This window comes from Trinickia fusca (genome assembly GCF_003628145.1).
Lineage (GTDB): Bacteria > Pseudomonadota > Gammaproteobacteria > Burkholderiales > Burkholderiaceae > Trinickia > Trinickia fusca.
Window position 1 is genome coordinate 199738 of sequence record NZ_RBZV01000001.1, and the last position, 20680, is coordinate 220417.

Consider the following 20680-nt stretch of genomic DNA (forward strand, 5'->3'; position numbering starts at 1 on the left):
GCGCCGCACGCGAAAGGGCCGGCATGGCCCTTGGCGTGCGGCGCTTCCCAAGCACAGCTCGCCACGGTGGCATACAGTGGAAGTGACCGTTCATGCGACTTGCGCACATTGAGCGCACATCGTTCTGCTGCGGTCCTCGGACCACGGTCACTTTGCAGGAGCGACTGCGATGAGCAATTTGACACGTCACGACCCGTTCTCGGTCGAATCGATTCCCGACCTGTTTCAAGGCCTCTTCAGCCCGATGCGCTTGTTGACGCCGTTCGCCGATGTGAAGATCGACGTGACCGAAAGCGATAGCGCTTTTACGGTCAGGGCCGAGCTGCCGGGCGTCGACAAGAAGGATATCGACGTGAAGATCGACGGCAACGTCGTCTCGATCAGCGCGAAGGCAGAGCGCAGCAAAGCGCTGAAGGAAGGCGAGCGCGTGATTCGCAGCGAACGCTATTCGGGCCAGCTGAGCCGTTCGTTCTCGCTGACCTGCGACATCGACGACGCGCTAGCGACCGCAAAATACCTCGACGGCGTGCTGACGCTGACGCTACCGAAAAAGACGACGGCCTCGCGCAAGCCGTTGCAAATCGATTGAGCCGCGAGCCTGCCGAGGGCGCTCGGCCGCCCCTTGCCTGACCATCCTGCTCCCCACTGATTGTCCGTCTGCCGATACCGGCACTTGCCTCCGAGCGACATCGAATTGCATCTTCGTTGCCGTGTGGTCGCGCGTGCTGCATAGCCGCGTGCGGCGCACGCGCGCCAACACGAGCGCTCAAGGGCTTTACAATGCTCGACCGGCGTGCGGCTTGTGCAATGCATCAAGGCTGCCGCAGGCGTTTGAACGGCATTTTTTGCCCGGTGACGATGGACACCGGGTTCTGCCCTTTGTATCAACTCTGTCTAGGATCTACTTGATGAAACTGAACTTGCGAAAGAACGTGTCGCTCGCGCTTGTTGCAGCAGCGGCGGTGGCGGGCAGCGTGTCTGCGGCGGAACTGAAGGAACTGCATTTCGGCCTCGAAGCCTCGTATGCGCCGTTCGAATCGAAGTCGGCTTCGGGTGAACTGCAAGGATTCGACATCGACGTCGGCAATGCCGTCTGCGCCAAGCTGAAGGTCAAATGCGTGTGGGTCCAGAACGACTTCGACGGCCTGATCCCGGCCCTGCAGGCTCGCAAGTTCGACGCCATCAACTCGGACATGTCGATCACCGAGCAGCGTAAGCAAGCCATCGATTTCACCGACCCGATCTATACGATCCCCACCCAGCTGATCGCGAAGAAGGGCAGTGGCCTGCTGCCGACGGCCGCGTCGCTGAAGGGCAAGCACGTGGGCGTGCTGCAAGGCACGATCCAGGAAACCTATGCGAAGGCGAAGTGGGCGCCGGCCGGTGTCGACGTCGTTTCCTACCAGTCGCAGGACCTCGCCTATGCCGACCTCGTCAGCGGCCGCCTCGATGGCACTTTCCAGGATTCCGAAGCCGCGATGAAGGGTTTCCTGAAGCGCCCGCAGGGGGCGAACTTCGCGTTCGCGGGCCCGGCGGTCGTCGACGAAAAGCTGCTTGGCTCGGGTACGGGCTACGGCTTGCGCAAGGGCGATAAGCAACTCAAGGACACGCTCGATCGCGCGCTCAAGGATCTGAAGGCCGACGGCACGCTCGACAAGATCGCCGCCAAGTACTTCGACGTGAAGGTTGTCCTGAAGTAAGCGAAAAGTGGCTTGGCAAGCGGGTGGCGCGCGATGCGCGCGTCGGCCGCAACAGGTATCTGGTCCAGGCGGGCGCACGCGGTTCGAAGAACCTGCGGCGCCCGATTTTTTTAGCGCATTTGCTCGATATCGTCCGTTACCGCCCCCATCGTATAATCCGCCCTGATTGAAAGATCCCGGGCGAGCGAGACCTTCGCCTCAGCAACGAACAATATTCATACAAATGAAAGGGGGCTGGATGGAGATGACGAACGACGAGGTGAGGCGCGCCACCGCGCCTGCCGAGCCAGCCGTCTCCCCGGCGCATGCGACTGTCATGTATCCGACGCGGCAACCGCTGCTCGACGCGGAAGGCTTGCTGTGCGGCTTCGAGCTCGTTTTGCGCGCAGACGAAGAGGCGGCCGCCACACCCGCGGCACCGGCCACCGACGCGCGCGATGAGCTGCGGCTGTCCGACGAGGCTGCCGCACGCGTGTTGGATGCGCTCGGCGCAAGAGGGGTCTATGCCGCGCTCGCTGGCCATCGAGGCTATCTGAATGCAAGCCGCGCACTGCTGTTTTCCGATGCGTTCACGCGCATCTCCCCCGATCGCTATCAGTTCGAGCTGCCGCCCGACATCGAAGTGGACCCGGCGCTGATCGCGCGTCTGGTCGGACTGCACGCGAAGCGCCATCGCTTCGTGCTCGATCATGTGACGCAGCCCAATGAGACGTTCGCGAAGCTGTTGCCGTACGTGCATGCGGTCAAGATCGACGTCGCGCGTGTGCCGCCCGGGCTATTGCCCAAGCTGGCAGCTGCGCTGAAGTCGGCAGGCAAGCTGTTGATCGCGTTGAACGTCGATGCGCCGGAGCAATTCGACGAGGCGCGCGAGTTGGGCTTCGATCTGTTTCAAGGCTACTTCTTCGCGTCGCCGCACAAGCAGACGACACGCCGCGCCAGTGCACCGCGCCAGGCATTGCTGAACCTGCTGCGGCTGCTGTCGGCCGACCCCAGCGTCGCGCAGCTCGAAGCCGAGCTCAAGCTGAACCCGGTGCTCGTCATGCACCTGATGCGGCTCGCGAACTCGGGCGAGGGCAGCATCGGCCGCAAGGTCGCGACGCTGCGCGAGGCGATCAACGCGACGGGTACCAATCGCATTGCGCGCTGGACCCAGTTGCTGCTGTACGCCGACGGCCGCAAGGTGCGGCTCGAGGACGATCCGCTCGTGCAACTGGCCGCCACGCGTGCGCGCTTCATCGAATTGGCTGTGGCGCGCCTCGCGCAAGCGACCCGCAAGACGGTCGACGGGGCGTTCCTGACCGGTGTGTTCTCGCTGGTCGGGGTGGTGTTCGGCGATACGCTCGAAAACACGCTCGATGCGCTGTCGCTGTCGAGTCACATTCACGCGGCGATCCTGCATCGCGAAGGCACGCTCGGCACGCTGCTGAACGCGGTCGAAGCGCTCGAGCGCGGCGACTGGGCCGCGGTGGATCGGGCCGCGGCGATGCTCGAGCCTTTGAGCTCGGCTGACCTCACCGAGCTCGCGATCACGGCGGCGGCATGGGCCAGCTCGTCGGACCAGAGCGACGAGCACGCCGGGCTCGACCACTTCGAGGAATAGAGCAAGAGCAACCGAGGATCAAACGAAAGACGGCCCGCGGGCCGTCAGCGGCTCCCCGGTTCTTTGAGCGGCCTCTCTTTCCTGCAGCCAGGCGATAAAGACGGACGTTCGCAATGGGATGGCAGGCATGGGAGGATGCACCAGGTAGTAGCTGTACGGGCAGGGCTGGGAAAAGCCTCCGAACGGCAAAACCAGCTCCCCGCGATCGATCTGCTTTTGCACCAACCGTTGCCGCCCAATCGCGATCCCGACATGGTTCTCGGCGGCAATGACGCACAGGTCCGATTGGTCGAACGTGAAATTGCGTTCCGGCAACGCGACGTCGGGGAGCGTCCGACTCGCCCAAAGTGTCCATTCCGCGTCATGGGCGGCATGATTCCACGCGAGTGAATCGTGCAGCAGCGTGCAGGTGACGATGTTTTCGGGGTGATCATGCAGCCCATGTCGCTCCGCATACTCCGGGCTACAGACGGGGGCCATGCACTCGTCCATGAGCTTGTGGCTCACCAGGCCCGGAAATTCGCCATTCGCGTAGTCGATCGCCAAGTCGATATGCTGCGTACGGAAGTCGATATTGTCGTTGCCGACTCGCAGATCGACGGATAGGCCCGGGTACTTCGTAGCAAAGTCTGCCAGTTGCGGCACCAGCCAGCATTGAGCGACCGAGGGCCGCGCGTAGACCGTAATCCGCCCCTCGACGAGCTCGCCTGGGGTGGGCTCCAGCGCCTCGGCGAGTTCGCTCATCGTTGCATGCAGGATGCGGAAAATGCGCTCGCCTTCGGGCGTCAGGGAAATCTTCCGGGTGAGCCGTTGGAACAGACGCATATCCAACGCTTTCTCGAGGCGCTTGATGCGATGGCTGACCGCGCTGGCGGTCAGGCATAGCGCTTGCGCCGCCTGCTGGAAGCTCAGGTAGCGGGCGACGACGAGAAACGTATGGAGGTTGGCGAATTGGCTGCTGTCCAGCCGATGGGCAATCCGTGGCGGCAGGTTGTACACGTTTGTCCGCTCCCCCTTCGTCGGCGGTAATGTCGTTGACGCATCGCCACGACCATGGTGTTGCGGCGTAGCCAGCCTTGGGAATCGGCTGGCGACAACGCGGCTCAAGTCTGCAAGATCCGTCGACCTTTGGAAAGGTACTGGGCCATTTCCTCTTCCGGCACCATGCTGCCGCCTGTCGCCCACGCGAGGTGGGTCGCCTTGGCCTGGAGAGCCGGGTCCATTTGCATGCGCAGCCGGTAGGCTTCCTGATCCTGCGCCAGGACGCGTGCCATGCCGGGTACGCCGGCAAGAGCCGAGGGCTCGAGACGAATGCCTTCTTCTCGCTCGAGCAGCGCGAGCAACGCAAAGAGTTCACCATCGCTGACGGTGTAGTAACCGTCGACGAGCCGCTGCATGGCCTTGCCGACAAAACCGGAGGGCCGTCCCACGGCCAGTCCGTCGGCCGCCGTGACGTTATCTATCCCGAGATCCTGGACCGATACTTCGTCGTGCAGTCCGGTGTAGACGCCGAGCAGCATGCAAGGCGAATGCGTCGGCTCCGCAAAGATGCAGTGAACCGCGTCCCCGAATGCCAGCTTCAGACCGAACGCCACGCCACCGGGGCCACCGCCGACGCCGCAGGGCAGATAGACGAACAGCGGATGCTCGGTATCCACGACGACCCCGGCAGCGGCCAGTTGCGGTTTGAGCCGCTCAGCGGCGACTGCGTACCCGAGGAACAAATTCGTGGAGTTTTCATCGTCGACGAAGTGGCACGCTCGATCCTGTGCCGCTTGCCTGCGCCCCTCGGTGACTGCCGCGCTGTAATCCGACGCATGCTCGACCACGGTCACGCCGTGTGAGCGCAACTTGTCCTTCTTCCATTGCCTGGCATCCGCCGACATGTGCACGGTCACCTGGAACCCGAGTGTGGCGCCCATGATGCCGATCGACAGTCCCAGATTGCCGGTGGACCCGACGGCGATCCGGTAATCGCCGAAGAAGGCGCGGAACGCTTCGCTGTCGAGCTTCGAATAATCGTCGTCCTCGTCGAGCAGTCCATGCGCGAACGCGAGATCTTCGGCATGTTTGAGCACCTCGTAGATGCCGCCACGCGCCTTGATCGAGCCGGAAATCGGCAGATGGCTGTCGAGCTTGAGCCATAGCTGACCCGGCAGCGCCAACCGGTACCGCTCGCTCAGCGCGTCCCGCAGGCGAGATCCGGGCCGCAGCGGCGACTCGATGATTCCGCCTGCCGCCCTGGTTTGCGGAAAGACGCGCGCGAGGTAGGGGGCAAACCGTGCAAGCCTGGCACTGGCGTCCTCGACATCCTGCTTCGTCAAGCCTACATCGGGCAAGGCCTCTTCCGCGGGCCGCACGGCCGGATTGAACCAGGCCGTTTCTCTCAGTGCGACCAGGTCTCGAATGAGCGGGTGGCTTTCCTGCCACTGCGCGATGGATTTTCCTGCAATCATGATTCGCTTCCTCATTTCAGTACCGTGGCTGCGCCGATTGGGCGTCATAGGCGCACAACGACACTCGAGATTGGACAAGCGAATGTCGGCCGTGACAAAGGATGAATCGTCAGCAGATGGATGATGCCAAATCAACCGTCAAAAAAACGAAACCCCACGTTCACGAAAAAACGTGGGGTTCGTCAGTAGCCTGCAGACGGCCTTTGCGTAGAACGGGATGCGTACCGGCAGCCTTAGAGCGTCTCGAGTTCGCGTGCCGGCGCGTGAGCGAAGAACCGACCCAGCTCGCGCGCGAGCTCGTTCAGCGCGCTCATTTCCGTCTGCGAAATCTTGCGCGGCTCCTGCGTGGCAGACCAGTCGCCGTAGAGCAGGGCGACCGTCGATTGGTTGGCGACGACCGGCAGCAGCACGAACGAGCGCGTATCGTCGAACGCCTGACGGAACCACGCCGGCAGACGCGCGACCATTTTCGGATCGTGCGCATTCTCGATGAAGATGCCGACCGAGTTCGTGATGGCGAGGTGGAACACGTCGGGCTCGAACGCCTCGTTGAAGCGCAGCGTCGACAGCAGGTGCTCGATGTCGCGTCCAAAGCCCAGGCGTGCCTTGAAGACGCCCGAGGCCTGACGCACGAACATCACCGTATGCGCGAAGTTGAGCCCGGCCAGCACGGTTTCGGACGCCAATGCCAGCACGGGGGCCAGCGCATTTTCCGAAGGTAGCGCACGCAGATCCTCGAGGCCCGCCGCGATGCGCACCTCGGCGTTCACGGCTGCACGCGCGATCGCGTCGGCGCTCGCGCGCAGTTCGACGATCTCGCGCATCACGCCTTCGCCGGCTTCCTCGCGTGCGAGCGCGACGCTCATTTGCGCGAGTATCTCGGGTTCGATCGCGAGCGCATGGCTATAACGCTGCGCCAGCCCGGCGATCTTGGCTTCGCAGGCCTGTTCGGGCAGGTCGGCCATCGTCAGGATGTCGGCGACTTCGGTCGAAAAGTTCGTGGTCGCCTGCAGCCATTGCACTTGGCTCGATTCGTCGGCGTCGGGCTCGTACTTGCTCATGCCCGCGCGGATCATGTCCGGCAAGCGCCAGCGCGAGGCAGCCTCGAGCCCGATCTCCTCGAAGCTCACGCCCAGCACGGCCGTACTGGCTTCGCTTTCGTCCAGCGTGCCCTCGGCCGCCTTGCGGCGAATCTGATCCCATTCGGCTTCGAGATAGAACACGACGAGCAGCTTGCCGACCTGACGCATCAGCGTGCAGACCACGGCTTCCTCGCCGGCGCGCAGGTCGCCGTGTTCGGTGAGCTTGCGGGCCACGCTGCCCGAGAGCATCGCGCGGTTCAGCTCGAGTTTGGCGTCGATGCGATGCGGCGCGCTGTGATGAAAGTGATCGACGAGCTTCAAGCCGACGACGAGATGGCCGACGGCATCCATGCCGAGCACCATCAGCGCGCGCGTGACGGTCGTGATGTTGCCGCCGAAGGCCATGTACATGGCCGAGTTGGCGAGCCGCAGCACCTTCTGAGTGAGGGCGAAGTCCGACAGCACGACTTTCACGAGCGCCGTGAAGTCGAGATCGTCGTTGGTCACCGCGGCCATCGTGGTGCGCAGCGATTGCGACAGCATCGGGAAGTCGCCGCGCTCGCTCATTCGCGCCCACAGCTTATCGAGCTGCGCCGCCTTTACCATGTGAATCCCGTCCAAACCATACGCGTGTCATTGCATTGTGTGGGTGCCGCATCGCGGCCAGTACCCGTTCCCTCGCATCCTGTCCCGCTCATGCCGCCTCGTGCAGATGCAGCACGCGGGCTTCGAAGCGTTGTGCCAGCTCCTCGGACGGCAGTGCCTTGCAGACCAGCCAGCCCTGGATGTGATCGCAGCCCATTGCCGTCAGCATCTCGCGCTGGGCCTCCGTCTCGACGCCTTCGGCGACGAGCTCGAGATCGAGCGTCTGTGCGAGTCCGACGACCGCGGACACGATCGCTTGATCGTTGCGTGAGGTTAGCAGGTTCTCGACAAAACTGCGGTCGATCTTCAGCTTGGCGAGCGGAAAGCGTTGCAAGTATGCCAAGCTGGAATACCCGGTACCAAAGTCGTCGACGGCGAAGCGGATGCCGAGCGCCGTCATCTCCTCGAGCAGCGCCGTCGCATGCGCAGGGTCCTGCATCAGCAGGCTTTCGGTGATCTCGAGCACGAGGCGGCGCGCGGGCAGGCCCGTCAGCGCGAGCGCTTCCTGCACGTTCTGCGTGAAGCGCGGGTCGCGGAACTGCTGCGGCGAGACGTTGACGGCCACGTACTGTAGCGCGATGCCCTGCGCATCCCATTGCACGAGCTGCATGCAGGCGATCTTGAGCACCCAGTTGCCGAGGTAGTTGATGAGGCCGATCGATTCGGCAAGCGGGACGAACCTCGATGGCGGCACGAGCCCGTGCACGGGATGCTGCCAACGGATCAGGGCCTCGACACCGACGACGCCGCGGGTCTGGCTGCTCGTGATCGGCTGGAAGTGCAGCGAGAATTCGCCGTTGCGCACGCCGTCGTAGAGGTCGGCCTCGAGCTTGAGGCGTTCGGCATCGGCCGGGTCGGCATGCGCCGTGTGGAACGCGAGCGTGTTGCTGCCGGCAGCCTTGGCCTGGGCGAGCGCGTGGTCGGCGCGGCGCAGCAATTGCTCGTGGTAGCAGGCCCCCGTGCCGCCGTGGCTCGGGTCGGGATGCAACGCGATGCCGACACTGGCCGACAGGTGCACGGGCTGGCCGTTGAACGAGTAGGGCTGCTGGACGGCCGTCATGAAGCGGCGCCCGAGCGCCTCGGCGGCCGAGGCTGCCTGTTCGCGCGTATCGGCGCGCAGCAGGATCGCGAATTCGTCGCTGGTCACGCGCGCGAGCGTTTCATCGGGCGAAACGAGCGCTTGCAGCCGCATGGCGGTGTCGCGCAGCAGTGCATCGCCGGCATCGTAGCCGAGCGCGCGGTTCACGCGCTGATAGTCGTCGAGGTCGACGAGCAGCAGGGCGGCGCCGCTGCCGGTCGTGTCGGCATACTCTTGCGCGAGCCTGGCGGCCGCCGTCAGTGCGGTGCCGTTCGGCAGGCCCGTCATGCGGTCGTTGTGCAGTTCGTAGACGAGGCGCTCCTCGGCCGCGCGCCAGGCCGACACGTCGAATGCGGAGACGGCGAAGCCCGGCTTGCCGTCGTGCACGCTGCGCACGAGGCGCAGCTCGACGGCGATCGGATAGGTCAGGGACTTCATCAGATGCAGCGTCGCCTTTTCGACGCAGCCCGACGCCGATGCGCGCGCGATCAAGGCATCGAGCTGGGCCGCATCGGCGGCCGAGACGAGCTCGTGCAACGTGATGGCCTGCAGGTACTCGCGGCGACAGCCGATGAAGCGCAGACTGGCTTCCGAGACGTACAGAAAGCACTGGTCCTCGTCGACGTGGGCCAGAAAGTCGACCGCGCCGACGGTACGTTCGAGCCGCGCCGCGAACGCGGCGCTTTGCCGGGCGTTCGCTTCGGCTGCGGCCGTGCGCGCCGCATGCGTGCGGCCGCGCAACAGGTCGATAGCCGCGCGCCACGTACTGCGGCGCGGCGCGCTCAGTGTTTTTGCTTCCATTCGTTCTCGCAGGCGACTGTCTGAGTCTCGATCGGGCCCCTGGCTTGCTCTCATACCGGGTCCGCTCGGCGGGAGGGGTGCTTCTCGCGCAGGCGCTCGTCGCCATACCTCCCATCAGGATGGGTTATCGGCCGCGCGCCGGAATTCTTTAGGCAAGCGTGGCTTTCAGTCCACAAAAAGAGACTCGGGATTGGCCCGAAGGTGCAGCGGACGTTGTTTTTGAGAAAATGCCGCGCAAACCGCCTGCTATCGGCTGGCAAGGCGGAATACGGATGCGGCCGCGCTGCACCGCCCACGAACGGGCGGTGGGCGGGACCGGCGCATCGGATGTGCGCGGCGGGTACGAGCGGCCGCGCGCTTGTTTTGTTAGAACTGAGTGGGACTCAAGCTATGGCCGAAATCCTGACCGCGCAGCCGGATCAGCAACGCACGGCGCGCACCGGGCACGAGTCCGAATACGTGTATCTGGGCCGGCAGCCGATTCTGGCGCGCAATGGCGCGCTCGATGCGTACGAGCTGCTGTTCCGGACGAGCAGTGACAATTGGGCCCAGGTGGACGACGATGCGCTGGCCACCGCGCAGGTCGTCGCGCATACGGTCGGCGGCATCGGCGTGAGCGCCGCGCTGGGCCCGCATCGCGGCTACGTCAACGTGGGCCGTGACCTGTTGTGCGACGACATCGTGATGCTGTTGTCGCCCGAGCGTTTCGTGCTCGAAGTGCTCGAGACGGTCACGCTCGATGCGCCCGTCATCGAGCGCATCGCCAAGCTGCGTCGCGCCGGATTTCGCATCGCGCTCGACGACGTTGGCGAGCTGTCGGACGAGCTCGCGCGGGTGCTGCCGCACATCGATATCGTCAAGGTCGATTTCTTGCTGGTCGACCGGGCGCGTCTGCCGGCACTCGCGCAAGCTGTCCATGCACGCGGCAAGACGCTCTTGGCCGAGAAGGTCGAGACGCGCGAAGACTATGCGCTCGCGCACGAGCTCGGCTTCGATTTTTTCCAAGGCTATTTCTTCGCGCGTCCGCAGGTGCTGAGCGCGCGCCGCCGCGATCCGTCGCGCGAGTCGCTGCTGCGCGTGCTCGCGCTGATCGCGGGCGACGCGTCGCTGGCCGAACTCGAGACCGAGCTCAAGCGCAGTCCAAGCGTCGTCATGCAGCTGCTGCGGCTCGTGAACTCGAGTGCCTATGGGCTCGAACGGCGCATTGCATCGGTGCGCGAGGCGATCATGGCAACGGGCACGCGCCAGATCGCGCGCTGGGCGCAGTTGCTGCTCTACGCGTCGAATGGCGGACTGCCGTGGCGCTCCGATCCGCTCGTGCAGTTGGCGGGCACGCGGTCGCGTTTCATGGAACTCGCCGCGAGCCGTTTGCGGCCCGGCGACGAGCGCTTCGTCGATGCAGCCTTCATGACGGGCATTCTTTCGCTCGTGCACGTGCTGCTCGGTGACGCAGCGCCTGCCGACGCCCTGTGGAAGCTGGGGCTCGTCGCCGAGATCGGCGACGCGATCATGCATGGCGCGGGCCCGCTCGGCGCATTGCTGACGGTGGCCGAAGCGGCGGAGGAGGGCGATGGCGAACGTGCGGCGCGCACGGCCGGCCTCACCCATGGCGAATTCGCGGCGCTGACGCCGGCCGTGCTGGCCGACATCAATCTGTCGGCTGCCGCATGGTTCGCGGCGCACGGCAACGCCTGAGCAAAGCTTCGACGTCCGTGGTTCAATAGGGTGACTGTCGTGCGGCGTGACCCGCATCGCACGACACTCACCCTCGGGCGTGTCCGGCGACGCGACGCTCGCGGGGGCACCGCAGACGCCCTGTATGACTTGGGCCAGGCGCCAACTCATGCTCGCCGAACTCGAACCGAGGAAACGAAATGAAGCGAGGCATCCGTGGCATGGCGCTGGCAACGATCGTCGGCGCCGTATTGGCCGTATGTTCGTTCGACGCGCTAGCCGTGCTCAAGCCCGGCGACAAGGCGCCCGATTTCACGACGCAAGCATCGCTGGGCGGCAAGACCTACACGTATTCGCTGGCCGATGCGCTCAAGAAAGGCCCGGTCGTGCTGTACTTCTACCCGGCGGCGTTTACGACGGGCTGCACGATCGAGGCGCACGAATTCGCCGACGCCGTGGATGAATACAAGAAGTACGGTGCGACGGTGATCGGCGTCTCGCACGACGACATCGCCACGCTCACACGCTTTTCGGTCAGCGAATGCCGCAGCAAATTTCCCGTGGCGGCAGATCAGGATCACCGCGTCATCGACGCCTACGATGCCGGCATACCGTTCAAGAAATCGATTGCCAATCGCGTGTCCTACGTGATTGCGCCCGATGGCACGATCCTCTACGAATACACGAGCCTGTCGCCCGACAAGCATGTCGAGAACACGCTGAACGCGGTCAAGGCGTGGGCCGCCAAGCACCCCGTGCAGTAGAGCGGTGTGCCCCCGCGGCGGGTCTCCGTTGTGATAGCCTCGGGGGCATTGCGCCGCGGATGGGCGCACGCGGCGCGGGTTGCCGCGTGCGAGCCTGATCGGTTGGTCGGCGGCGCCGCATCTGTCATCGATCCTCCGTCATGTCGCAAAGCGCTTCGCATTCCCCCTCGCACGCCGCCGGTACCCCGTCGTTCATTCCCACCTACGCGGGCGTGCTTTCGTTCATGCGCCGGCCCTATACGCGCGAGCTGGCCGGCGTCGACGTGGCCGTCTCGGGCGTCCCGCTCGATCTGGCCACGACGTTTCGTCCGGGCGCGCGCTTTGGCCCGGCCGCGATGCGAGCGGCCTCGGTCCAGCTCGCCGAGCTCAAGGTGTTCCCGTGGGGCATCGATCCGTTCGCAGACCTGAACGTCGTCGACTATGGCGATTGCTGCTTCGATGCGCACGATGCGCGTGGCATCCATGAGGCGATCGTCGCGCATGCTCGCACCATCGTCGGCGCGGGCGTGCGCATGCTGACGTTCGGCGGCGATCACTACATCACGTATCCGCTGCTCGTGGCGCACGCCGAACGCTACGGCAAGCCGCTCGCGCTGATTCACTTCGATGCGCACTGCGATACGTGGCCCGACGACAATCCGCACTCGCTCAATCACGGCACGATGTTCTACAAGGCGATCCGCGAAGGGCTCGTCGATCCGACCAAGTCCGTGCAGATCGGCATCCGCACATGGAATGACGATTTTCTCGGCGTGCGCGTACTCGATGCGCCGTGGGTGCATCGCTGCGGCGTGCAGGCCGTGGTCGACGAGGTGAAGACCATCGTCGGCGATGCGCCTGCCTATCTGACATTCGACATCGATTGCCTCGATCCTGCGTTCGCCCCGGGAACGGGTACGCCGGTGCCCGGTGGCCTCAGCTCCGCGCAGGCGCTCGAGATCGTGCGTTCGCTGACGGCGGTGGACCTGATCGGCGCCGATGTCGTCGAAGTCTCGCCGCCGTACGATCACAGCGAGGTGACGGCGCTGGCGGCCGCTCACGTCGCGGCCGATATCCTGTGCTTGATGCGTGCGCGCAAGTTGGCGCGCGCGGAGCGGGCCTGAGGTTCTATCCCGCGCCGCGCGGCGCGGCCTCACCCGCGACCGCGAGCGTCAATACCGTGGCGGCGGAGCCGACGGGGGGGGAGGGGGCGGCGGCACCGCATAGCGCGGCGCCGCATTGACCATGCCGGGCGGTATCGGCACGCGGTTGCCCGCCGCATACATGCACTGCACGTAGGCGTAGTCGTAGCGTCGCTGCACTTCGTAGGCCGAACCTTGTGCGGCGCCGACACCCATCGCGCTGCCGGCCAGCAGGCCCGCGCCGGCGCCGACGGCCGCTCCGTGTCCGCCACCGAAGGCGGCGCCAGCCGCTGCGCCGACCGCCGTGCCGAGGGCGGCGCTGCCTATGCCGCTCGCCGTTGCCGCCTGATTGGCGCTCACGCCGCCGACCTGGGCGTACGCGTATTGGCGGCAATCGTAGTCGTCGGCACGAAACTGATCGAACGACTTGCCGGTGCCGGGCAGCGCCATCACGCTGGGTGACGTCGGTGGCATCACGGTGCACGCGCTGAGCGTGGCCAAGGCCGCCAGCACGAGGCACTTCGCGCGCCGCGTAATGAGTGGAGCGAGAGGCAGGTTCATTTCACTGCTCCGGTGGTGGGCTGGCCGGCACGGCACGCCAGCCGCCACGGCATTGCTTGACGTACGGGTAGTACGCCTTCGACGCATCGCAATACCACCACGTGCCTGGTGACGCGGATGGCGTGTCCTGCCCGCGCTCGACGTAAGCGTCCGGGTCATCCGGCGCGACGAGGACGGGCGGCGGATAAGCGGGATACGGTGCGTAGTAGTACGGAACGGGTGCGACGGGCACCGGGTAGTAAGGGTAGGGCGGGCCCACGTACACCCCGACGCGCCAGCGCGCGGCTTGTGCCGTGCCGCTCAGCGACGCGAGCACGACGGCGCACAGTACAAGGCGGGCGTTGATTGAGCGCAAGATCGACTCTCCTTCGATGCGGAAGCTACTTGCGCCGCGACAGCCGACAGCGCCTATTCGAAGGCTAGGCCATGTGGTGCGTCAATGCCATAACGCGGCTGTTCACAATTGTTTCCGGTGGTTTCGTGGGCTCGACAGGCGACATGCGCGCCGGTGCGTCGGCTCGTGGGTGCCGCAACGTTCGATGTAGGGTCTGACGAATCGTCATCGAATGTTGCGGCGCACGAGCGTGCCGCGGGGCCGCGGTGGCAGCCGAGTCAAGCCGGACCGCTAGCGAACGGCTCGGCGCGGCCGCGGCGGTTTTGCCAGCGCAAGCGCAGGCGGTCCATATAGAGGTAGACGACCGGCGTCGTATAGAGCGTGAGCATCTGGCTCACGATGAGTCCGCCGACGATCGAGATACCGAGCGGCGAGCGCAGCTCGGCCCCTTCGCCGCTGCCGAACGCGAGCGGCAGCGCGCCGAGCAGCGCCGCGCAGGTCGTCATCATGATCGGACGAAACCGCAGCAGGCACGCGCGATGGATGGCGTCGTACGACGACAGGCCCTCGCGCGACGCCTCGATCGCGAAGTCGATCATCATGATCGCGTTCTTCTTGACGATCCCGATCAGAAGGATCACGCCGATCATCGCGATGATGCTGAACTCCGTCTTGAACATCAGCAGCGCGAGCAGGGCGCCGACGCCGGCCGAGGGCAGCGTCGAGAGGATCGTGATCGGATGGATGTAGCTCTCGTAGAGGATGCCGAGCACGATGTAGACGGCCGCGAGCGCCGCGAGGATCAGCAGCGGCATGTTCGAGGTCGACTCCTGGAACGCCTGCGCCGTGCCCGAGAAGCTGCCGTGGATCGTCGCCGGCACGCCGAGCGCGGCCATCGTCTCGCGGATCGCGCGCGTTGCATCCGAGAGCGACTTGCCCGGCGGCAGATTGAACGAGATCGTCGAGGCCGCGAACGGGCCTTGGTGGTTGACCGACAGCGGCGTATTGCCGGGCGCGAACGAGGCGATGACCGATAGCGGAATCATCGTCTCTTGTGCCGTGGAGACGGCCGAGCCCGTCGACGCGCTCGATCGGCCGCTCGCGGCGATCGAGTTGTTCGCCAGGTTGCGCGCAGTGTCGGTGGCGATCGACGCGGCGTTCGCGTTCGCGCCACTCTGGCTCGTGGCGGTCGTCGTAGCGGGCGTGACGGTGCCCGCTACGGCGTTCGTCGAACTGCTGCCGCCGGCGGTGCCGCCCGCCGTGCTGACGTAGATCTGGTTCAGCATGTCGGGGCTTTGCCAGTAGCGCGGCGCGACCTCCATCACGACGTGGTATTGGTTCAGCGGGTTGTAGATCGTCGAGACCTGGCGCTGGCCGAATGCGTCGTACAACGTGTTGTCGATCTGCGATGGCGTAATCTTGAGCCGTGCCGCGCTCTGGCGGTCGATCGTCACGAGCGATTCGAGTCCGCCTTGCTGTTGATCGGAGTTCACGTCGGCGAGCTCGGGCCGATGCTTGAGCGCCTCGGTGAGCTTGGGCCCCCACGTGTACAGCTCGGGCGTCGAATCGGCCAGCATCGTGAACTGATATTGGGCGTTCGACTGCCGCCCGCCGACGCGGATGTCCTGCACCGCCTGCAGGAATGTCTGCGCGCCGGCCACGTTCGACAGCGGCTTGCGCAGCTGCGCGATGACCCGGTCGGCCGACGCCTTGCGTTCGCTCTTGGGCTTGAGCTCGATGAACATGAAGCCCGAGTTCGTCTGCCGTCCGCCGGTGAAGCCCGTCACGCTGCGCACGGCCGGGTTGGCCTGGACGATGCGCATCATCTCGGCGAACTTGACCTTCATCGACTGGAACGACGTGCTCTGATCGGCCTGGATGCCGCCGATCAGCCGGCCCGTGTCCTGTTGCGGGAAGAAGCCCTTCGGCACGACCACATAGAGGTAGCCGTTCAGGCCGATCGTCGCCAGCAGGATCGCCACGACGAGCCGCGGATGCGAGAGCGCCGTGTCGAGCGTGCGCGCATAGCCGTTCTGCAGTCGCGTGAAGGCGCGCTCGAGCCAGTGCGCGAGCGGGCCTTCCTCTTGCTTGTCGTGCGCCTCGCGCAAGAGCCGCGAGCACATCATCGGCGTGACCGTCAGCGACACGGCCAGCGAGACGGCGATCGCCAGCGACAACGTCAGCGCGAATTCCCGGAACAGCCGCCCGACGATGCCGCCCATCAGCAGGATCGGCAGGAACACGGCGACGAGCGAGACGCTGATCGACAGCACGGTGAAGCCGACTTCGCGCGCGCCCAGATAGGCCGCCCGCATGCGCGGCACGCCTTCCTCGATGTGCCGCGAAATGTTCTCGAGCACGACGATCGCATCGTCGACGACGAAGCCTGTCGCGATGATCAGCGCCATCAGCGAGAGGTTGTCGATCGAAAAGCCCAGCAGGTACATCGCACCGAACGTGCCGATGATCGAGATCGGCACGGCCACGCTCGGGATCAACGTCGCGCGCCAGTTGCGCAGGAACACGAACACGACGGTCACGACGAGCGCGACCGCGATCAGCAGCGTGCGCTCGGTGTCCTTCAGCGAGGCGCGGATCGTCGTCGAGCGATCGGCTACGGGCGTCACGTCGATGGCGGCGGGCAGCGAGGCTTTCAGCTGCGGAATCATGCCGATCACGCGATCGACGGTAGCCACGATGTTGGCGCCGGGCTGCCGGTACAGAATCACGAGCACCGAGCGCTGGCCGTTCATCATGCCGAGGTTGCGCAGGTCCTCGACCGAATCCACGACCTCGGCCACGTCCGACAGCTTGACGGCCGCGCCGTTGCGGTACGCGACGATGAGGTCCTTGTATTGCTCGGCGTGCGAGGCTTGATCGTTCGTGTAGATCTGCACGTGCTGCGGGCCGAACTCGATCGCGCCCTTGGGGCTGTTCGCGTTGGCCGACGCGAGCGCCGCGCGCACGTCCTCGAGGCCGATGCCGTAGTGGAACAGCGCCTGCGGCTCGAGCTCGATGCGTACGGCCGGATTGGCCGAGCCGCTCACGTCGACTTCGCCGACGCCATCCACTTGGGACAGCGCTTGCTGCAGCACGGTCGAGGCGGCGTCGTAGAGTTGGCCCGCCGGCATCGTCGGCGACGTCAGCGCCAGAATCAGGATCGGCGCATCGGCCGGGTTGACCTTGTGATACGTGGGATTGCTGCGCAGGCTCGTCGGCAGATCGGCGCGCGCGGCATTAATGGCGGACTGCACGTCGCGCGCGGCGCCGTCGATGTCGCGATTGAGGCCGAACTGCAGCGTGATGCGCGTGGAGCCGACCGAGCTTTGCGAGGTCATCTCGGTGACGTCGGCGATCTGTCCGAGGTGGCGCTCGAGCGGGCTCGCGACGCTCGTGGCAACGGTGTCGGGGCTGGCGCCCGGCAGTTGGGCCTGGACCGAGATGGTTGGAAAGTCGACCTGCGGCAACGGCGCGACCGGCAGTTTGCCGAACGCGAACAAACCGGCCAGCGCGATGCCGATCGCGAGCAGCGTCGTCGCGACGGGGCGCGAGATGAACGGGCGCGATAGATTCATCGCTGCCCCCCGCCGGGCCGCCTCAAGGGAGGCAACGGCCCCCTCGGGGGGAGCTTTGCATGGGACCGGAGTAAGCGCTGAAGCGCCAACTCCGGTCGACAGCGAACGAATGTGAGCGTGGGGGCAGTCATCTCACACTCCCGCGTCCGTCGCACCCGGGCGCGCACCGCTCGAGCCGTGGCCGAAGCGTTCGCGCATGCGCCGCGCGAGCGAATCGAAGCCCAGGTAGATGACGGGCGTCGTGAACAGCGTCAGCAACTGACTGACGGCCAGCCCCCCCGCGATCGCGATGCCGAGCGGATGGCGCAGCTCGGAGCCCACGCCGGTGCCCAGCATCAGCGGCAGTGCGCCGAGCAGCGCGGCCATCGTCGTCATGAGGATCGGCCGGAAGCGCAGCAGGCACGCCTGATAGATGGCCTCGCGCGGGCTCTTGCCTTGCTCGCGTTCGGCTTCGAGTGCGAAGTCGATCATCATGATCGCGTTCTTTTTCACGATGCCGATCAACAGCACGATGCCGATGATGCCGACGATGTCGAGGTCGTGCCCCGAGACCATCAGTGCGAGCAGCGCGCCGACGCCGGCCGAGGGCAGCGTCGAGAGGATCGTGATCGGATGGATGAAGCTCTCGTACAGCACGCCGAGCACGATGTACATCGTGACGACCGCGGCGAGAATCAGGAACAGCTCGTTCGAGAGCGATGCCTGGAACGCGAGCGCGGCACCCTGGAAGCGCGTCTGGAACGAGGCGGGCAAACCGATGTCCTGCTGCGCCTGGTGGATGGCATCGACGGCGGCGCCCAGCGACGCGCCCGGCGCCAGGTTGAACGAGATCGTCGTCGCGGGGAATTGCCCGAGGTGTGAGACGAGCAGCGGGGCAGGGCGTTCGACGAACGTCGCGATCGACGAGAGCGGCACTTGTCCGCCGGCGGCCGTCGACGAAGGCAGATAGATCGTCTTGAGCGCATCGGTGTAGTGCTGCAACTGCGGATCGGACTCGAGAATCACGCGGTACTGGTTCGACTGCGTGAAGATCGTCGAGATGATGCGCTGGCCGAACGCGTCGTACAGCGCGTTGTCGACGGTGGCTGGCGTGATGCCGAAGCGCGAGGCCGTGGCGCGGTCGATCTCGATGTAGACCGATTGCCCGTTCTCCTGCAGATCGGTTGCCACGTCGGCCAGTTCCGGCGCGGCCTTCAGACGCTCGACGAGGCGCGGCACCCAGGTCGCGAATTCGGCCGGGTTCGGGTCGGTCAGCATGAACTGATATTGCGTCGGGCTCACCGTCGAATCGATCGAGAGATCCTGCACGGGTTGCATGTACAGCGAGATGCCCGCTACCTTGGCCGCGTCGGCCTCGATGTCGCGGATGATCTCGCTCGCATTTTCGCTGCGCTCGCTGTGCGACTTCAGGTTGATCAGCATGCGGCCGCTGTTGAGCGTGACGTTGGAGCCGTCGACGCCGATGAACGAGGTCAGGCTCACGACGTTCGGATTGCGCAGGATCACTTGGGCCAGCGCCTGCTGCTGCTCGGCCATCGCGCCGTACGAGATCGATTGCGGCGCCTGCGTGATGGCCTGGATCACGCCGGTGTCCTGTACGGGGAAGAAGCCTTTGGGGATGAAGGCATACAGCACGCCGGTCAGCACGAGCGTGAGCACCGCGACGACGAGCGTGGCGCGCTCGCGCGCGAGCACCCATTCGAGCGCGCGTGCATAGCGCGCGATGATCGCGTCGATGGCCGCGTGGGCTTTCGCTTCGAAACGGTGGCTCTCGGGCGGCGGTGTGTGGTGCAACAGCTTCGCGCACATCATCGGCACGAGCGTCAGCGAGACGACGGCCGAGATCACGATCGTCACGGCCAGCGTGATCGCGAATTCGTGAAAGAGCCGGCCCACCACGTCGCCCATGAACAGCAGCGGAATCAGCACGGCGATCAGCGACACGGTCAGCGAGATGATCGTGAAGCCGATCTGCTTCGAGCCCTTGAGCGCGGCCTCGAGCGCGCTGTCGCCTTCCTCGACGTAGCGCGCGATGTTCTCGATCATCACGATGGCGTCGTCGACGACGAAGCCGGTCGCGATCGTCAGCGCCATCAGCGAGAGGTTGTCGAGCGAGAAGCCGCACAGGTACATGACGGCCAGCGTGCCCACCAGCGAGAGCGGCACGGACAGGCTCGGGATGATCGTCGCGTAGATGTTGGCGAGGAACAGGTACATCACGAGCACGACGAGCACCACCGACATCGCGAGCTCGAACTGCACGTCGCGCACGGAGGCGCGGATCGTCGTCGTGCGGTCGGTGACGATCGACACGTCGAGCGAAGCCGGCAGCGAGGCCTGCAATTGCGGCAGCAGCTTCTTCACGTCGTCGACGACCTGGATCACGTTCGCACCGGGCTGGCGCTGCACGTTCAGCAAAATCGCCTGCGTCATGCCTTGCGGCGTGCCGACCCAGGCGCCGAGCTTGGTGTTCTCGGCGCCGTCGACGATCTTCGCGACGTCGGTCAACATGACGGGCCGGCCGTTCTTATAGGCGACGACGGCGCTCTGATAGGCGCTGGCATCGGTCAGCTGATCGTTCGCGTTGATCGTGTAGTTGCGCGTGGGGCCGTCGAAGTTGCCCTTGGGCGTGTTCACGTTCAGGTTCGCGATCGTCGTGCGCAGGTCGTCGAGGTTCAGGCCGTAAGAGGCGAGCGCGCGCGGGTTCGCCTGAATGCGCACGGCGGGCCGTTGGCCGCCGGACAGGCTCACGAGGCCGACGCCCGCGACCTGCGAGATCTTTTCCGCGAGCCGCGTGTCGGCGACGTTCTGCACGTCGGTCAGCGGCATCGTCTTCGACGTGATCGCGAGCGTGATGATCGGCGCGTCGGCCGGGTTGACCTTCGCGTAGATCGGCGGCGCGGGCAGGTCGGCCGGTAGCAGGTTGCCGGCTGCGTTGATGGCCGCCTGCACTTCCTGCTCGGCCACGTCGAGCGGCAAATCCAGGGAAAACTGCAGCGTGATGACCGAGGCGCCCGCCGAGCTCTGCGAGGCCATTTGATTGAGCGAGGGCATCTGGCCGAACTGCCGCTCGAGCGGGGCCGTCACCGACGAGGTCATGACCTCGGGGCTGGCGCCCGGGTAGAAGGTCTGGACCTGGATCGTCGGATAGTCGACTTCGGGCAGCGCCGAGATCGGCAGAAAGCGCAACGCGACGAGCCCGACGAGCAGGATCGCCGCCATGAGCAGCGCGGTGCCGACCGGGCGCAGGATGAAAGCGCGGGAAGGATTCATGCGAAGCGCGACCGTC

General features: G+C 65.5%; 14 protein-coding genes. 6 read left to right on the top strand and 8 right to left on the bottom strand.

All coding sequences use genetic code 11. From position 1 onward, the window contains the following. The first annotated feature begins 169 nt into the window (after positions 1 to 169). The 3 genes from D7S89_RS00925 to D7S89_RS00935 all read left to right on the top strand — a co-directional run bounded on the left by D7S89_RS00925 (position 170) and on the right by D7S89_RS00935 (position 3300). The gene (locus D7S89_RS00925) at positions 170 to 589 is read left to right on the top strand and encodes an Hsp20/alpha crystallin family protein (RefSeq protein WP_121274858.1); all 420 of its coding nucleotides are present in this window, start codon (positions 170 to 172) and stop codon (positions 587 to 589) included. A gap of 319 nt (positions 590 to 908) precedes the next feature. Continuing rightward, complete coding sequence (locus D7S89_RS00930; RefSeq protein ID WP_121274859.1) at positions 909 to 1700, top strand: ABC transporter substrate-binding protein; 792 nt, start codon at positions 909 to 911, stop codon at positions 1698 to 1700. A gap of 238 nt (positions 1701 to 1938) precedes the next feature. Continuing rightward, positions 1939 to 3300 carry an EAL and HDOD domain-containing protein gene (locus D7S89_RS00935; RefSeq protein ID WP_245982574.1) on the top strand — a complete coding sequence of 454 codons (1362 nt, stop codon included), beginning with the start codon at positions 1939 to 1941 and terminating at the stop codon, positions 3298 to 3300. Positions 3301 to 3318: 18 nt separating this feature from the next. On the opposite strand, the gene dsdC is transcribed toward D7S89_RS00935, so the two are convergent. The 4 genes from dsdC to D7S89_RS00955 all read right to left on the bottom strand — a co-directional run bounded on the left by dsdC (position 3319) and on the right by D7S89_RS00955 (position 9362). After that, positions 3319 to 4299: a DNA-binding transcriptional regulator DsdC gene (gene dsdC / locus D7S89_RS00940; protein WP_121274860.1), complete on the bottom strand. Its 981-nt coding sequence runs from the start codon at positions 4297 to 4299 to the stop codon at positions 3319 to 3321. A 104-nt stretch (positions 4300 to 4403) separates the two neighbouring features. Further along, positions 4404 to 5756, bottom strand: coding sequence for a D-serine ammonia-lyase (gene dsdA, locus D7S89_RS00945; protein WP_121274861.1), 1353 nt, complete (start codon positions 5754 to 5756; stop codon positions 4404 to 4406). Between the two features lie 233 nt (positions 5757 to 5989). Continuing rightward, positions 5990 to 7444: an HDOD domain-containing protein gene (locus D7S89_RS00950; protein WP_121274862.1), complete on the bottom strand. Its 1455-nt coding sequence runs from the start codon at positions 7442 to 7444 to the stop codon at positions 5990 to 5992. A gap of 88 nt (positions 7445 to 7532) precedes the next feature. After that, positions 7533 to 9362 (bottom strand): putative bifunctional diguanylate cyclase/phosphodiesterase, encoded by a 1830-nt coding sequence (locus D7S89_RS00955; protein ID WP_121274863.1) that lies wholly within the window; start codon positions 9360 to 9362, stop codon positions 7533 to 7535. A 390-nt stretch (positions 9363 to 9752) separates the two neighbouring features. Here D7S89_RS00955 and D7S89_RS00960 point away from each other — a divergent pair, with 390 nt between their 5' ends. The 3 genes from D7S89_RS00960 to speB all read left to right on the top strand — a co-directional run bounded on the left by D7S89_RS00960 (position 9753) and on the right by speB (position 12903). Then, complete coding sequence (locus D7S89_RS00960) at positions 9753 to 11057, top strand: EAL and HDOD domain-containing protein (RefSeq protein WP_121274864.1); 1305 nt, start codon at positions 9753 to 9755, stop codon at positions 11055 to 11057. Positions 11058 to 11236: 179 nt separating this feature from the next. Further along, a complete protein-coding gene (locus tag D7S89_RS00965) occupies positions 11237 to 11800 on the top strand; it encodes a peroxiredoxin (RefSeq protein ID WP_121274865.1) in 564 nt (187 codons plus the stop codon). A gap of 140 nt (positions 11801 to 11940) precedes the next feature. Beyond that, positions 11941 to 12903: an agmatinase gene (speB, locus tag D7S89_RS00970; protein WP_121274866.1), complete on the top strand. Its 963-nt coding sequence runs from the start codon at positions 11941 to 11943 to the stop codon at positions 12901 to 12903. A gap of 48 nt (positions 12904 to 12951) precedes the next feature. Here the strand turns inward: speB and D7S89_RS00975 are convergent, their stop codons facing one another. The 4 genes from D7S89_RS00975 to D7S89_RS00990 form a co-directional block, all read right to left on the bottom strand. Further along, positions 12952 to 13482 (bottom strand): hypothetical protein, encoded by a 531-nt coding sequence (locus tag D7S89_RS00975; protein WP_121274867.1) that lies wholly within the window; start codon positions 13480 to 13482, stop codon positions 12952 to 12954. 1 nt (position 13483) lies between these two features. Beyond that, positions 13484 to 13837 carry a hypothetical protein gene (locus D7S89_RS00980; RefSeq protein WP_121274868.1) on the bottom strand — a complete coding sequence of 118 codons (354 nt, stop codon included), beginning with the start codon at positions 13835 to 13837 and terminating at the stop codon, positions 13484 to 13486. Positions 13838 to 14094: 257 nt separating this feature from the next. After that, a complete protein-coding gene (locus tag D7S89_RS00985; RefSeq protein ID WP_121274869.1) occupies positions 14095 to 17391 on the bottom strand; it encodes an efflux RND transporter permease subunit in 3297 nt (1098 codons plus the stop codon). 132 nt (positions 17392 to 17523) lie between these two features. Beyond that, positions 17524 to 20664: an MdtB/MuxB family multidrug efflux RND transporter permease subunit gene (locus D7S89_RS00990; RefSeq protein WP_121274870.1), complete on the bottom strand. Its 3141-nt coding sequence runs from the start codon at positions 20662 to 20664 to the stop codon at positions 17524 to 17526. Between the last annotated feature and the right edge of the window lie 16 nt (positions 20665 to 20680).

What these genes read in the sequence shown, in the direction of transcription:
- D7S89_RS00925 (WP_121274858.1), top strand. Translation starts at nt 170, where the DNA reads ATGAGCAATTTGACACGTCACGACCCGTTCTCGGTCGAATCGATTCCC.
- D7S89_RS00930 (WP_121274859.1), top strand. Translation starts at nt 909, where the DNA reads ATGAAACTGAACTTGCGAAAGAACGTGTCGCTCGCGCTTGTTGCAGCA.
- D7S89_RS00935 (WP_245982574.1), top strand. Translation starts at nt 1,939, where the DNA reads ATGGAGATGACGAACGACGAGGTGAGGCGCGCCACCGCGCCTGCCGAG.
- dsdA (WP_121274861.1), bottom strand. Translation starts at nt 5,756, where the DNA reads ATGATTGCAGGAAAATCCATCGCGCAGTGGCAGGAAAGCCACCCGCTC.
- D7S89_RS00950 (WP_121274862.1), bottom strand. Translation starts at nt 7,444, where the DNA reads ATGGTAAAGGCGGCGCAGCTCGATAAGCTGTGGGCGCGAATGAGCGAG.
- D7S89_RS00955 (WP_121274863.1), bottom strand. Translation starts at nt 9,362, where the DNA reads ATGGAAGCAAAAACACTGAGCGCGCCGCGCCGCAGTACGTGGCGCGCG.
- D7S89_RS00960 (WP_121274864.1), top strand. Translation starts at nt 9,753, where the DNA reads ATGGCCGAAATCCTGACCGCGCAGCCGGATCAGCAACGCACGGCGCGC.
- D7S89_RS00965 (WP_121274865.1), top strand. Translation starts at nt 11,237, where the DNA reads ATGAAGCGAGGCATCCGTGGCATGGCGCTGGCAACGATCGTCGGCGCC.
- speB (WP_121274866.1), top strand. Translation starts at nt 11,941, where the DNA reads ATGTCGCAAAGCGCTTCGCATTCCCCCTCGCACGCCGCCGGTACCCCG.
- D7S89_RS00975 (WP_121274867.1), bottom strand. Translation starts at nt 13,482, where the DNA reads ATGAACCTGCCTCTCGCTCCACTCATTACGCGGCGCGCGAAGTGCCTC.
- D7S89_RS00985 (WP_121274869.1), bottom strand. Translation starts at nt 17,391, where the DNA reads ATGAATCTATCGCGCCCGTTCATCTCGCGCCCCGTCGCGACGACGCTG.
- D7S89_RS00990 (WP_121274870.1), bottom strand. Translation starts at nt 20,664, where the DNA reads ATGAATCCTTCCCGCGCTTTCATCCTGCGCCCGGTCGGCACCGCGCTG.